This window comes from Bradyrhizobium sp. HKCCYLRH2047, from assembly GCF_051168175.1.
GTDB lineage: Bacteria > Pseudomonadota > Alphaproteobacteria > Rhizobiales > Xanthobacteraceae > Bradyrhizobium.
Window position 1 is genome coordinate 65,303 of the sequence record NZ_JBNPUM010000005.1, and the last position, 13,231, is coordinate 78,533.

The 13,231-nt window shown below is 67.1% G+C and carries 8 protein-coding genes; 4 read left to right on the plus strand and 4 right to left on the minus strand.

All coding sequences use genetic code 11. The annotated features are described in order from the left end of the window. Positions 1-113: 113 nt before the first annotated feature. The gene (locus ACQR1D_RS13510; protein WP_315800022.1) at positions 114-890 is read right to left on the minus strand and encodes an invasion associated locus B family protein; all 777 of its coding nucleotides are present in this window, start codon (positions 888-890) and stop codon (positions 114-116) included. Positions 891-1,151: 261 nt separating this feature from the next. On the opposite strand from ACQR1D_RS13510, the gene ACQR1D_RS13515 reads away from it, so the two are divergent. The 3 genes from ACQR1D_RS13515 (at position 1,152) to ACQR1D_RS13525 (ending at position 5,884) form a co-directional block, all read left to right on the plus strand. Further along, entirely contained in the window at positions 1,152-2,978 is a 1,827-nt protein-coding gene (locus ACQR1D_RS13515) for an extracellular solute-binding protein (RefSeq protein ID WP_434839536.1), read from the plus strand. 51 nt (positions 2,979-3,029) lie between these two features. Further along, positions 3,030-4,538 carry an AMP-binding protein gene (locus ACQR1D_RS13520; protein WP_434839535.1) on the plus strand — a complete coding sequence of 503 codons (1,509 nt, stop codon included), beginning with the start codon at positions 3,030-3,032 and terminating at the stop codon, positions 4,536-4,538. Between the two features lie 113 nt (positions 4,539-4,651). Beyond that, on the plus strand, positions 4,652-5,884 hold the full coding sequence (locus tag ACQR1D_RS13525; RefSeq protein WP_434839534.1) for a GGDEF domain-containing protein: 1,233 nt from the start codon (positions 4,652-4,654) through the stop codon (positions 5,882-5,884). Between the two features lie 42 nt (positions 5,885-5,926). Here ACQR1D_RS13525 and ACQR1D_RS13530 read toward each other — a convergent pair whose 3' ends face one another. From ACQR1D_RS13530 to ACQR1D_RS13540, 3 genes are all read right to left on the minus strand, one after another. Beyond that, positions 5,927-6,637 (minus strand): hypothetical protein, encoded by a 711-nt coding sequence (locus tag ACQR1D_RS13530; protein ID WP_434839533.1) that lies wholly within the window; start codon positions 6,635-6,637, stop codon positions 5,927-5,929. 466 nt (positions 6,638-7,103) lie between these two features. Next, positions 7,104-10,619: a transcription-repair coupling factor gene (gene mfd, locus ACQR1D_RS13535; protein WP_434839532.1), complete on the minus strand. Its 3,516-nt coding sequence runs from the start codon at positions 10,617-10,619 to the stop codon at positions 7,104-7,106. After that, positions 10,619-10,906 carry a succinate dehydrogenase assembly factor 2 gene (locus tag ACQR1D_RS13540; protein WP_315800027.1) on the minus strand — a complete coding sequence of 96 codons (288 nt, stop codon included), beginning with the start codon at positions 10,904-10,906 and terminating at the stop codon, positions 10,619-10,621. Before ACQR1D_RS13540 ends, mfd begins: the two co-directional genes overlap by 1 nt. A 193-nt stretch (positions 10,907-11,099) precedes the next feature. On the opposite strand from ACQR1D_RS13540, the gene recG reads away from it, so the two are divergent. Next, positions 11,100-13,202 (plus strand): ATP-dependent DNA helicase RecG, encoded by a 2,103-nt coding sequence (gene recG / locus ACQR1D_RS13545; RefSeq protein WP_434839531.1) that lies wholly within the window; start codon positions 11,100-11,102, stop codon positions 13,200-13,202. Positions 13,203-13,231: the final 29 nt, after the last annotated feature.

Consider the following 13,231-nt stretch of genomic DNA (forward strand, 5'->3'; position numbering starts at 1 on the left):
GCCCCTCATCGTTCGGTCCCGGCTCGCAAGTTCCCCCTCGCATCAGCTCGCAGAATGAAAAAGGCGCCCCGAATGGAGCGCCTTTTGATGATGCGGGACGGGCCCGGCCAGCGTTACTGCTTCGCCTGCGGCTGGCCTGGCTGGGTCTGCTCGAGCTTCTTGCGCTGCTCCTCGGCGCGCTTCTGCAGCTCTTCCTGCAGCTTCTTCTGGGTCTCTTCGAACTGCTTCGGGTCGGTCGGCGGACCATCATAGGCCTTGGCGAAGCTGCTGTTGCCTTCCTGCAGCGGCAGCGGCAGCGTCAGCGCGGTGCCGTTCGAGTTGATCGCCTGGACGTAGAGGGTCTGGCCCTTCTTGAGGCTGTTCACGAATTCGGGCGTCGCTTCGTAGTCCGACATGCAGCCGTTCTGGAAGCAGATGACGTACTTTCCTTCCATGAACTGGTTGTTGTCGATGACGATGCGGGTTCCGGGCTGGAGCTGCATGCCGAGCGGCAAGGTCACACGCAGGATCTTCTTCGGCTCGCCTTCGGGCTCGATGATGACGGCTGCAACCACAGGCTGACCGGATTCGATGCGGCCGTCCTTGCCGATGAAGCAGACCTGCTTGGCGTTGGCATCCTGCCCCTTCAGGCAGAACTTGGTCCACGGCGCGTAGATCAGCTGCGGCATCTCCTGCTGAGCCTGGGCCTGAGGCTGGCCGCCGGCGGGAGGAATGGCAGGGGCCTGGGCCGCCGGCGCGGGAGCCTTGGGAGCGGCAGCCGGAGCCTTCGCCTTCGGCGCTTGAGCCTGCGCAACCGAAGGAGCGAAGGAAACGGCCAGCGCGGTGACCGCGAGCAGCGCGACAAGCCGCCCACGCGGCCCAACCGACGAGGCCAAGTCACGGAAATTCATTGCGGAAAACCCTTTCTGAACGGCAGCGCCCGAGACCGCCAAAGGCGCCACACCAAGCCGTTGAAGCGGCTGTCTCCTCAGGAAATGAGGCGGTTAAGTGACAGGCGTTGCCGCCCTAACTCAATCGCCCGCCTTCTTAACGCGGTGCGCGGAAGAATCAATGCCGCGAGACCATGTCGAAGCCGCGGTCTAGCGCTGGCGAGCCTGTGGTAAAAGCCCCTTGTGACCTGTTCCGAATCAAATGCTTGCGCCCCGATCCTGATGCTGCAGCGCATGTTCAGCGCGGCCGCGGGATGGGTCGCCGTGGTCCTGGCATTGTTGCCCGCGGTCTACACCCCCACGGCGAACGCGGCAGAGACTGCGGCGATCGCCATGCACGGTCTCCCGGCCTTGCCGGCCGACTTCGACCACATGCCCTATGCGAATCCCGACGCGCCCAAGGGCGGCCGTCTGGTCTGGGGACTGCTCGGCACCTTCGATAGCCTGAATCCGTTCATCGTCCGCGGTCTCGCGGTGCAGCAAATCCGCAGCTATGTGGTCGAGAGCCTGCTCACCCGCGGCAACGACGAGCCGTTCACGCTGTATGGCCTGCTCGCGAAATCCGTCGAGACCGACGAGAACAGGACCTATGTCACCTTCCGGCTCGACCCGCGTGCCCGCTTCTCCGACGGCAGCCCCGTGCTCGCCGAGGACGTGGCGTTCTCCTTTGAGCTGCTGCGCGATCACGGCCGCCCCAACCACCGGCAGTTCTACGGCAAGGTGGCCAGGGCCGACGTGCTCGACCCGCTGACCATCCGGTTCGATTTCGGTGGAACGGAAGACCGCGAGCTGCCGCTGATCCTCGGCCTGATGCCGATTCTGGCGAAGCACGCGACGGACGTGCCGAGCTTCGAGGACACGACGATGACCGCGCCGCTCGGGTCAGGCCCATATCGGGTCACCGCGGTGCAGCCGGGATCCAGTGTCACCCTCACCCGCAATCCGGACTATTGGGGACGCGACCTGCCGGTCAACCGCGGATTGTGGAACTTCGACGAGGTCAGGCTCGACTACTACCGCGAGTCCAACGGACAGTTCGAAGCCTTCAAGCGCGGGCTGTACGACTTCCGCGTCGAGACCGAGCCGCTGCGCTGGCACGACGGCTATGACTTCCCGGCCGCACGCAATGGCGAGGTCATCCGCGACAGCTTCACCTCGGGGATGCCGCAGCCCTCGCAGTTCCTGGTGTTCAACACGCGGCGGCCGGTGTTCGCCGACGTGAAGGTGCGCCGTGCGCTGACGCTGCTGTTCGATTTCGAATGGATCAACCGCAACTACTTCTTCGGACTGTACCGCCGCAGCGGCGGCTATTTCGCCGGCTCGGAGCTGTCCGCCTATGGACGTCCGGCCGACGCGGCCGAGCTTGAGCTGTTGAAGCCCTACGCCACGCAGATCCCCGCCGACATCATGGACGGCAGCTACCGGTTGCCGATCACCGACGGATCCGGCCGCGACCGCGCAACGCTGAAGGCGGCGCTCGATCTGCTTAACGAGGCCGGATATGGCCTCGACGGGACGGTATTGCGGCATCGGACCACGCGGGCCCCCCTCGCCTTCGAGATCCTGGTCACGACGCGCGATCAGGAGCGCATCGCACTGGCTTACGCCGGCAGTCTCAAGCGGGCCGGCATCAATGCCTCGATCAGGGTGGTCGATCCCGTGCAGTTCGACCAGCGCCGCCTGAGCTTCGAGTTCGACATGATCCAGAACCGCTGGGACCAGTCGCTGTCCCCCGGCAACGAGCAGGCGTTCTACTGGGGCAGCGAGGCCGCCGACCGCACCGGAACCCGCAACTACATGGGGGCCAGGGACCCGGCGATCGACGCCATGATCGCGGCGCTGTTGCGCGCCCGCGACAGGCCGGAATTTATCTCGACGGTTCGCGCATTGGACCGTACTCTTATGGCGGGGTTCTACGCTATTCCAGTGCTCAATGCCGCCGAGGAATGGATCGCGCGGTGGAATCGTATAGAACGGCCAAAGAGGACGGCTTTGACGGGAGCGCTCCCGGAGAGCTGGTGGCAGCGGCCGGAGCCGGCACGGAAGTGACCAATCGGGGCAATTGGTCGTGGCCGGGTCCGTGAAAGTACGGGGCAACAGGTGAATCAGGCCAATACGTCGCCGACGCTCGACGCGTTGTTTCAACGCATCCTGGCGCGCAAGCCGGATGCGGTCGCGCTGGTCGATCCCATCAACAAGCAGCGCGTCACCGGGCGGCCGCCGATGCGCCTGACCTATGCCGAAGCCGATCGCGTGATCTCGGCGCTGGCGGCGCATTTCATCGACGCCGGCCTGCCCGCCCATTCGGTGATCGCGGTCCAGCTGCCCAACACGATCGAGTTCGTGCTGACGGTGTTGGCCGCGCATCGCGCCGGCCTCGTCGTCGCCGTGTTCCCACTGCTGTGGCGTCAGTCGGAGCTCGTGGCGGCGCTGAACCGCACCAGCGCGCGCGCCATCGTCACGATGTCGAAGATCGACGGCGTGATTCACTCCGATCTCGCGATGAATGCGGCGGCGGAGGCGTTCTCGATCCGCCACGTCTGCGGCTTCGGCTCCGACCTGCCCGAGGGGATGTATTCGCTCGACCAGTCGATCGCGAAACCTTCGCGCTCGACGCGCGGGCTGATGCCGGACGGCCGCAAGGCCGCGATCGTCTCGTTCGACGTGACCGCCGACGGCTTCCGCGCCGTCCCGCGCACCCATTTGAGCCTGATCGCCGGGGGGCTCGCCGTCTCGCTCGAGAGCGATCTGCCGCAGGGCGTGAACATGATGTCGGCCTTCCTGCCGTCGTCATTCGCCGGCCTTGCCGCTTCGGTCGTGACATGGCTGTTGTCCGGCGGCACCCTTGCGCTGCATCACCCGTTCGACGCCGACGTGCTGGAACAGCAGCTCGCGGAGCTCGCCTGCGATACGCTGATCGCGCCGGCCCAACTCGCCTTGCGTCTCGACGAGGGCGACCTCGCCTCGCGGCTGCCGAACCTGCGTTACGTGCTCGGCATGTGGCGCGCGCCCGAGCAGGTGGCGTCGAGCGCATCTTGGAAGACGCGCGACATCGAGATGACCGACGTCTATCTGTTCGGCGAAGCCGGATTGTTCGCCGTGCGCCGCACCGCGGCCGATGGCAGTCCCGGCCCGGTCAAACCGGGCCGCCAGGGCGCGCCGCGCGAACAGCCGGGCTCGTCGATCGCCGGCGAGATCCTGGTGACGCCGAAGGGCACGCTCGGGCTGCGGGGGCCGATGGTCGTGCTCGCCGCCTACGCCCCTCCGCCGCCGCCGAGCGACTCGCTGATGCCGGCAGCGCCGCGCGACTACGTCGACACCGAGTATGCGGTGCGCCTCGACCGTGCCCAGGACACGATCTCGATCACGGCGCCGCCGGCCGGCGTGATGGCCGTCGGCGGCTACCGCTTCCTTGCGCAGGACCTGCACGAATGGTCGCGGCGGCTCGGCCAGGGCGCGCTGCTGACCGCTCTGCCCGACCGTCTCAGCGGTCACCGCCTCGCGGGCCGCGCGATGGACAATGCGCGCGCGCGGGAAGCGCTCGCCGAGCTCGGACTCAATCCGCTGATGGTCGAGGCCTTCCGCGACCGCGCCGGCCCGGGCGGCTGATCCTGCCGTCCGGACCACTACGGAACCGTCAAGTTTAGAACAGTGTTGACGCTGCGTTAACGGGAGGGACCTAGGATCGCGACGTATCGCCCAGCGTATCCTGAGTTTCCTGGATGTCCCCACAAGGCCCGCTTCTCATCGTCTCCTCGTCCACGCGGCCTTCGCTGAGTGCGGCCCTCGCGGTGGCGCAAATTCTCCCCTCCGTCGAGACGCGCTGGGCTGATGCGATCAGCACGATGTCCCGGGTTCAGCCGGCCGCGGTCGTCGCCGTCGTCGAGGATGCTGATGCAACCGAGCTGGCGGCGGTCTCGCGTCATGTCGGTGCGCGCAAGCCCTACGTGCCGCTGATCGCCATCGCGCCCGGTGGCGCTGTCCTGCCCGACCACGCCATTCCCTTGCATGGCAGCGACAATCACGAGCGGCTGCTGGCGCGGCTGCGCGCGGCGCTGCGTGTCCGCACGCTGCACACCACCGTGCTGCGCCGTCTCGATGAGAAGAAGGCACCCGGCGCCACCCTGCCGGAAACAGATCCCCTGGATGACGCGACCGTGCTGCTGCTCGGCCGCGGCAGCTCCCTGCCCGGCCTGTCGGTCGCGCTCGGCGAACGCATGGCGGTCGTCGGCGCGCTGAGCATCGAAGCCGCCGCCAAGCATCTGTCGAGCCGCGACATCGACGGCATCGTGCTCGGCGAAGGGTTTTCGCCGCGCGTGGTCGACGCGTTCCTCGCGGTGCTCGCCGAGGACACCCGCTTCCGCAACCTTGCCGTTGTCGTCACTGCCAACCAGCCGGCGCCGCTGCAGGAACTCGCCAATCTCGAGATCATCGCCGGCGCTCCCGCGCACATCGCGGCCAGCGCGCTGCCGTTGATCCGCCTGCACGCCTTCGAAGCCCGCCTCAACCGCACGCTGCGCGCCATCGAAGCCGGCGGCATGCTCGACCCGCAGACCGGCCTGCTCACCCGCAACGCCTTCGCGCGCGACTTCGCCACCGCGGTCAGCCAGACGCAGAAGAGCGGCGGCAGCCTCGCGGTAGCTCGGTTCGCCTTCGACCCTGTCAACCCGCGCGCGCAATATGACGGCGCCCGCATCATCAGCCGCCTGATGCGGCGGATGGATTTCGGCACCCACGAGGACAACGGCTCCGTCGTGGTCGTCTTCGCCGAGACCGACCTCCGCTCCGCCCATGCCATCGCCCGCCGCCTCTCCAGCGTGATGCGCCACACCTCGCACGGCAAGCGCGATACGCGCACGGAGCCGTCGGTCACCGTCGCCGCGCTGCAGCCGACTGACACCGCGCGCACCCTGCTGGCCCGCGTCTATGGCGAGGCGCAGCGCGCGGCGTCGTGAGGCGGGGCAGCCGCCGGATGAATTCCCGGCGGCGATCTCGCGTTAGTCCGAGACAAGCAGACGGCTTTCCAGCGCCAGCATGTATTTCTCCTGATATGCGACGGCAGAGGCCTGGGTTCCTGTCGCGTTTCGCCGACCCGGTCCGACAAAGCCGTTTCTGCAGGCCTCGCGCCAAGCTTCAAATTCGCGGCGCTTGCCAGCTGCAGCCAGGATTGCTGCGACATTGATCTGCATCATTTCAAGCCGGGATTTCGCCATGGGCTCCATTGCCGCCCGGCTGAATATGTCGACGTCGCAGTATGGCTGAAAGTCCGGCAAGACCTTTTGCAGCAGGGTATCGACGACGTCTACGAGATGACAACGGATGGCGTCAGCCTCCGGAGGAAAAAAATATACATGATTGGATTTGTGATCATTTACGGGCCGGAGCCCAGCGATCGCATACAGCTGGGTTCGCGCCTTGCGGATCTCGGGCACGTCGGGACCATCATAGGGCGACGGCGGCCGGAGGTCGCGAAGCATCTCCTCAGGCTTCGGCCAGCGAAACCACGTCGTCCACGTCACGTGCAGCGCGCCGCGCTTTTGGATGTGAAAGCCGAACTCCGCCTCGAGCCTGATCTCGGGGCCACGGCAAAGTTCGATGATGAGGCGGCGCGTCCGTCTGCCTTCCACGACGGTCCCTCTCACCGCGAGGCCCTGCTGTTCGACCGTGCTCACAAGGAACGCCATGAGTTCTTTGACGAGAGACAGCATTCATCGCTCAAGCTGTGCAGGGATTACCCAGGTTCATGGTAGACAAGCTTGATCCGAATTGTCGAGCCGTTGTGCTGCGTAGGGCGGGCAAAGGCGCGTGCAAGGTCTTGCCGCATGCGAGCCATCAGATGGCGCCGTGCCCACCATCTGACGGCACGACGCGACGCGCGACGGTGGGCACGCTGCCGCCTGACGGCGGCCGCTTTGCCCACCCTACGGACTGTTTTCCCTGATCACGATCTCAGCCCAATGCATGCAAGTTGAGATCGCGCATTTGCCCTACTTGTCTGGTGCAATCACGCAAATGCGCTCGGGGGCATCTCAGCAAGCGGAGCATGCGTCATGCACAACCGGCAATCACGGGACGAGACTGACTGGGTCAGCGTCGTCGCGATCGTCTCGGTGTTCCTGATCGCCAGCCTTGCCTTGCATTTCGGCTGGCAGCTTCGGTGACGCTCAGCGCCGGCTAGGCCGCCTTCTTCTTCTCCGCGAGCTCCGCCAGCTCCTTCAGGATATCCGTTGTGCCGGCCAGCCGCTCCTCCGGCGTCTCCCATATCTGCAGGAACACGACCTTCATGTCGGGACGTACCTTGGCGGCCTGGCCGTGGCGCTTGATGAAGGCGACCAGGCGCTCGGGATAGGCAAAACTGTTGTCGCGGAAGGCGATGACGGCGCCCTTCGGACCGGCATCCACCTTCTCGACATTGGCCCGGCGGCAGTAGTTCTTGATCGCCGCGACCTTGAACAGATAGCGCGTCTCGTCCGGCAGCTTGCCGAAGCGGTCGCGCAGCTCGGCGGCAAAGTTGTCGATCTCGTCGTCGGTCTCGAGATCGGCGAGCCGGCGGTACAGCGACAGCCGCACCGAGAGGTCGGAGACGTAGTCCTCCGGAATCAGCACGGGCATGCCGATGGTGATCTGCGGCGACCAGCGGTCGACGGTCGGCTCGGTGATGCCCGCCTTGAGGTTCTCGATCGCCTCCTCCAGCATCGACTGATAGAGTTCGAAGCCGACCTCCCTGATGTGGCCGGACTGCTCGTCGCCGAGGAGATTGCCGGCGCCGCGGATGTCGAGGTCGTGGCTGGCGAGCTGGAAGCCGGCGCCGAGCGTCTCCAGCGACTGCAGCACACCCAGGCGCTTCTCGGCCTGCGGGCTGATCTTGTGCGTCGACGGCAGGGTGAACAGCGCATAGGCGCGCAGCTTGGAGCGGCCGACGCGGCCGCGCAACTGATAGAGCTGGGCAAGGCCGAACATGTCGGCGCGGTGCACGATCAGGGTGTTGGCGCGGGGAATGTCGAGGCCGGATTCGACGATCGTGGTCGACAAGAGGATGTCGAACTTGCCGTCGTAGAACGCCGACATGATGTCCTCGATCACGGTCGGCGCCATCTGGCCGTGGGCGACCGCGACCTTCATCTCCGGCACGGTCTTGTCGAGGAACTCCTTGACCTCGGCCAGATCGTCGATGCGCGGTACCACGTAGAACGCCTGGCCGCCTCGATAGCGCTCGCGTAAGAGCGCCTCGCGGATCATCACCGGATCATGCGGCGCCACGAAGGTGCGCACGGCCAGCCGATCGACCGGTGGCGAGGCGATGATCGACAGCTCGCGCACGCCGGTGAGTGCGAGCTGCAGGGTGCGCGGGATCGGCGTCGCCGACAGCGTCAGCACATGCACCTCGGCGCGCAGCTGCTTCAACCGCTCCTTGTGGCCGACGCCGAAATGCTGCTCCTCGTCGACGATGACGAGGCCGAGGTCGCGGAACTTGATCGACTTGCCGAGCAGCGCATGGGTGCCGACGACGATGTCGACCGAGCCGTCGGCGAGCCCCTTCTTGACCTGGTTGAGCTCCTTGGTCGAGACGAGCCGCGACGCCTGCGCGACATTGACCGGAAAGCCCTTGAAGCGCTCGGTGAAGGTTTTCGCGTGCTGGCGCGCCAGCAGCGTGGTTGGCACCACCACGGCGACCTGCTTGCCGTCGAGCGCGACCGCGAACGCCGCGCGCAGCGCCACCTCGGTCTTGCCGAAACCGACGTCGCCGCAGACCAGCCGATCCATCGGCCGTCCGGCTTCGAGATCGCCGAGCGTCGCCTGGATCGCGGCGAGCTGGTCCTCGGTTTCGTCATAGGGGAAGCGGGCGCAGAACTCGTCGTAGAGGCCGGCCTGCACCGGCAGCTTCGGCGCCTCGTGCAGCATGCGCTCGGCGGCGATCTTGATCAGCTCGCCCGCCATCTCGCGGATGCGGTTCTTCAGCTTGGCCTTGCGGGTCTGCCAGCCGGAACCGCCGAGCTTGTCGAGCTCGACATTGGTCTGGTCGGAGCCGTAGCGCGACAACAGCTCGATGTTCTCGACCGGCAGATACAGCTTGGTCTCGCCCGCATAGCGCAGTTCGAGACAGTCATGCGGCGCGCCGGCGACTTCGAGCGTCTGCAGGCCGACGAAGCGGCCGATGCCGTGATCGACGTGGACGACGATGTCGCCGACGCCGAGGCTCGTGACCTCGGAGATGAAATTGTCGAGCTTGCGGCTCGCCCGGCGCGGCCGCACCAGGCGGTCGCCGAGAATGTCCTGCTCGGAGATGACCGCGATCTGATCGGTCTCGAAGCCGGTCTCGAGGCCGAGCACCGCGAGCATGGTCTCGTTGCGCGGCGTCGCCTGCACCATGCGCCAGGTGTTGACGCTGGTGACGTGGATCAGCTTGTGATCCTTCAACATGCTGGCCATGCGGTCGCGCGAGCCTTCGCTCCACAGCGCGATGACGACCTTCTTGCGCATAGACTGCAACGCCTGGACATGGGCGACGACGGCCTCGAACACGTTGACCGCGGCGTCGTTGCGCTCGGGTGCGAAGCTGCGGCCCTGACGCGCGCCGATATCGACGACTCCGGTGCCTTCCGGCACGGCGAAGGGCGTCACCCGCGCCAGCGGAACGGCTGCGAGCCGCTCAGCCCATTCGGACGACGTCAGATACAGGCGGTCGACCGTCAGCGGCTTGTAGATCGCGCCGCCGCCGGGATGCTCCATGGCCTCGCGACGCGCGTCGTAATAATCGATGATCTGCTTGAAGCGCTCGCGCGCGGCGTCCTCGCCCTGCGGCTCGATCACGACCGGCGTGTTCGGCAGGTAGTCGAACAGCGTCTCCATCTTGTCGTGAAACAGCGGCAGCCAGTGCTCCATGCCGGGATAGCGCCGGCCCTCGCTGACGGCCTCGTACAGCGCATCGTCGCGCTCGGGCGCGCCGAACTCGGCGACATAGCCCATGCGGAAGCGGCGGATGGTGTCGGTGACCAGTTGGAATTCGGAGACGGGCACCAGATCGAGCGAGCGCATGTCGAGCAGGGTTCGCTGCGTCTCGGCGTCGAAGGTGCGGATCGATTCCAGGCTGTCGCCGAAGAAGTCGAAGCGCACCGGCTGGTCGAGGCCCGCCGGGAACAGGTCGAGGATGCCGCCGCGCACGGCATATTCGCCGCTCTCGCGCACGGTCGACGAGCGGTGGTAGCCGTTGTGCTCCAACCAGGCGACGACAGAGTCCATCGGCACGACATGGCCGGGCGCGACCGACAGTGCCTGCCCGGCCATGGTGTCGCGCGACGGCACGCGCTGGACGATGGCATTCACGGTGGTCAGCACGATCAGCGGCTTGTCGCTGCCGGCGAGGCGCGACAGCCGCGCCAATGTCGTGACGCGCTGGGCCAGGATGCCGCCATGCGGCGAGACGCGGTCATAGGGCTGGCAGTCCCAGGCGGGGAACTGCATGACAGGAAGATCGGGCGCGAAGAAGTCGAGCGCCCGCGCCAGCTGCTGCATGCGTGCGCCGTCGCGGCAGACCACGGCGAGGCTCACCGCCGGCGGCTTCGGCTTGGCGGCGATGGCGCGCGCGAGGTCGGAGACGACGAGGCCTTCGGCGCCCTCGGCGACGTTGGCGAGCGTCAGCGCGCGCCCCGGCGCGAGATGCTCGGCAGGCGACTTGACCGGGCTCTTCATCAGTCGGCGTCCACCGCGCGGAACGCCTTGATGCGAGCGAACAGCGCCGGGGTCTGCTCCGGCGGCAGCGGCCGGGCGCCGGTGACCGCGGCATAAAAGTCCGGGTCGGGGACTTCGAGCAGTTGCTCGAGCTCGGCCAGCTCGCTCTCGCTGAGGCTGCCGATCTCGGCGTCGGCAAAGCGGCCGAGGATCAGATCCATCTCGCGGGTGCCGCGATGCCAGCAGCGGAACAGGAGCCGCTTGCGGCGGTCGTCAAGGCCTTGGCTCGATCGGGTCGTTCCAGTCATCGCGACATCCTGCAGTACAACGCCAAAAGCCCGGACGGTGCCGGGCGCGGTTGATATAGCGGTGCGCGGCGCCCCTGTCAGCCCTCGGGACTGCAGAACCGGCATGCCCGGCACCTGAAAACTGAGAAAAAGACGTGGATGTCTCGGCATTCGCGGCTATCCCGGCTCCCAAACCGCTTTAAGTGTTCGCTCCATGCGCCCCAGCATCCTCAATCCCCTGTTTGCGCCGGTCACCGCCCTCTCCGGGGTCGGGCCGAAGCAGGACAAGCTGCTGCGCTACCTGCTCGGCTGCAGCGAGACGCCGCGGCTGGTCGACCTGCTGCTGCATCTGCCGGCCAGCGTGATCGACCGCCGTAACCGGCCGAAGGTCCGCGACGTCGAGGTCGGCACGGTCGTGACGCTGGAGGTCACGGTCGACCGCCACCGTCCCTCGCGCAACGCGCGCGCGCCATACCTCGTTTACGCCAGCGACGAGACCGGCGACGTCGTGCTGACGTTCTTCCGCCCCAAGGGCGACTACATCGAGAAGATGCTGCCGGTCGGCGCCAAGCGCTACGTCTCCGGCACGGTGCAGATGTACGACGGCGTGCCGCAGATCGTGCATCCCGACCGCATCCTCGATGAGGCTGGGTTTGCAAAACTGTCAGGAATCGACCCGGTCTATCCGCTGACCGAAGGCCTCGCGCTCGGCTCGCTGCGGCGGGCGATCGCCGCAGCGCTGACCAAGCTGCCGGACCTGCCGGAATGGATCAGCCCGGAGGTGCTCAGCCGCTGCAACTTCCCGTCCTTGAGGGAGGCGCTGACGCGGGTGCACGTCCCGCAGGAATTGACCGACATCCTGCCGGAGAACCCGTTCTGGTCGCGCCTCGCCTTCGACGAGCTGCTCGCAGGCCAATTGGCGCTGGCGCTGGTGCGGGCACAACTGCGCCGGCCCGCGGGCAACCGTCATGCCGGCGACGGCCGCCTGCGTCGCAAGATCATCGGCGCCCTGCCTTATGCGCTGACGAACTCGCAAGCCGAGGCGATGGCCGCGATTGCCGCCGATCTCGAAAAGCCGGTGCGGATGCTGCGGCTGCTGCAGGGCGACGTCGGCTCCGGCAAGACGGTGGTGGCGCTGCTGGCGGCGGCCGCCGTCGCCGAGGCCGGCAAGCAGGCGGCGCTGATGGCGCCGACCGAGATCCTGGCGCGCCAGCATGCCAAGACCATCGCCCCGCTCGCCGCGCGCGCCGGCATGAACGTGGTCATCCTCACCGGACGCGAGAAGGGCAAGGAGCGCCGCGACATCCTCGCCCGGCTCGAAGCCGGCGAGATCGACATCCTGATCGGCACCCACGCGCTGATCCAGGACGACGTGGTCTTCAAGTCGCTGGCGCTCGCCATCGTCGACGAGCAGCACCGCTTCGGCGTACGCGAGCGGCTGGCGCTGACCTCGAAGGGCGAGGCCGTCGACGTGCTCGTGCTGTCGGCGACGCCGATCCCGCGCACCCTGGTGCTGACCTATTTCGGCGACATGGACATTTCCGAGCTGCGCGAGAAGCCGGCCGGCCGCCAGCCGATCGACACCCGCGCGGTGGCCGATACCAGGCTCGGCGAGGTCATCGACGCCGTCGGCCGCGCGCTCGATGCCGGCAAGCTGGTGTACTGGATCTGCCCGCTGGTCGAGGAATCCGAGGCCGAGGGCATCGATCATCTCACCAACGCGACGGATCGCTTCGAGAGCCTGCGCGAGCGCTTCGGCGACAAGGTCGGCCTCGTCCACGGCAAGATGAAGGGCAGCGAGAAGGACGAGGTCATGGGCCGCTTCGCGGCGCATGAGCTGCGCCTGCTGGTCGCCACCACGGTGGTCGAGGTCGGCGTCGACGTGCCGGCCGCCAGCATCATGGTGATCGAGAATGCCGAGCGCTTCGGCCTCGCACAATTGCACCAGCTGCGCGGCCGCATCGGCCGCGGCTCCGAGGCCTCGACCTGCATCCTGCTCTATCACGAGCCGCTCGGGCCGATGTCGAAGGCGCGGCTCGCGGTGATCCGCGAGACCACCGACGGCTTCCGCATCGCCGAGGAGGATCTCAAGCTGCGCGGCGAAGGCGACGTGCTCGGCATCCGCCAGAGCGGCCTGCCCGGCTATCGCATCGCGCGGCCCGAGGTGCATGCGCAACTGATCACCCAGGCCCGCGACGAGGCGCTGCGGATCCTGAAGGACGATCCCAGGCTGAAGGGCCCGCGCAGCGACGCGCTGCGCTGCCTGCTGTATTTGTACGAACGCGACGAGGCGATCCCGCTGCTGACGGCGGGCTAGGTTCAACCGCCGTCATTGCGAGTGAGGAC

Excerpts from the sequence above, each read along its gene's own strand:
- ACQR1D_RS13510 (WP_315800022.1), bottom strand. The coding sequence starts at position 890 with ATGAATTTCCGTGACTTGGCCTCGTCGGTTGGGCCGCGTGGGCGGCTT.
- ACQR1D_RS13515 (WP_434839536.1), top strand. The coding sequence starts at position 1,152 with ATGCTGCAGCGCATGTTCAGCGCGGCCGCGGGATGGGTCGCCGTGGTC.
- ACQR1D_RS13525 (WP_434839534.1), top strand. The coding sequence starts at position 4,652 with ATGTCCCCACAAGGCCCGCTTCTCATCGTCTCCTCGTCCACGCGGCCT.
- ACQR1D_RS13530 (WP_434839533.1), bottom strand. The coding sequence starts at position 6,637 with ATGCTGTCTCTCGTCAAAGAACTCATGGCGTTCCTTGTGAGCACGGTC.
- mfd (WP_434839532.1), bottom strand. The coding sequence starts at position 10,619 with ATGAAGAGCCCGGTCAAGTCGCCTGCCGAGCATCTCGCGCCGGGGCGC.
- ACQR1D_RS13540 (WP_315800027.1), bottom strand. The coding sequence starts at position 10,906 with ATGACTGGAACGACCCGATCGAGCCAAGGCCTTGACGACCGCCGCAAG.
- recG (WP_434839531.1), top strand. The coding sequence starts at position 11,100 with ATGCGCCCCAGCATCCTCAATCCCCTGTTTGCGCCGGTCACCGCCCTC.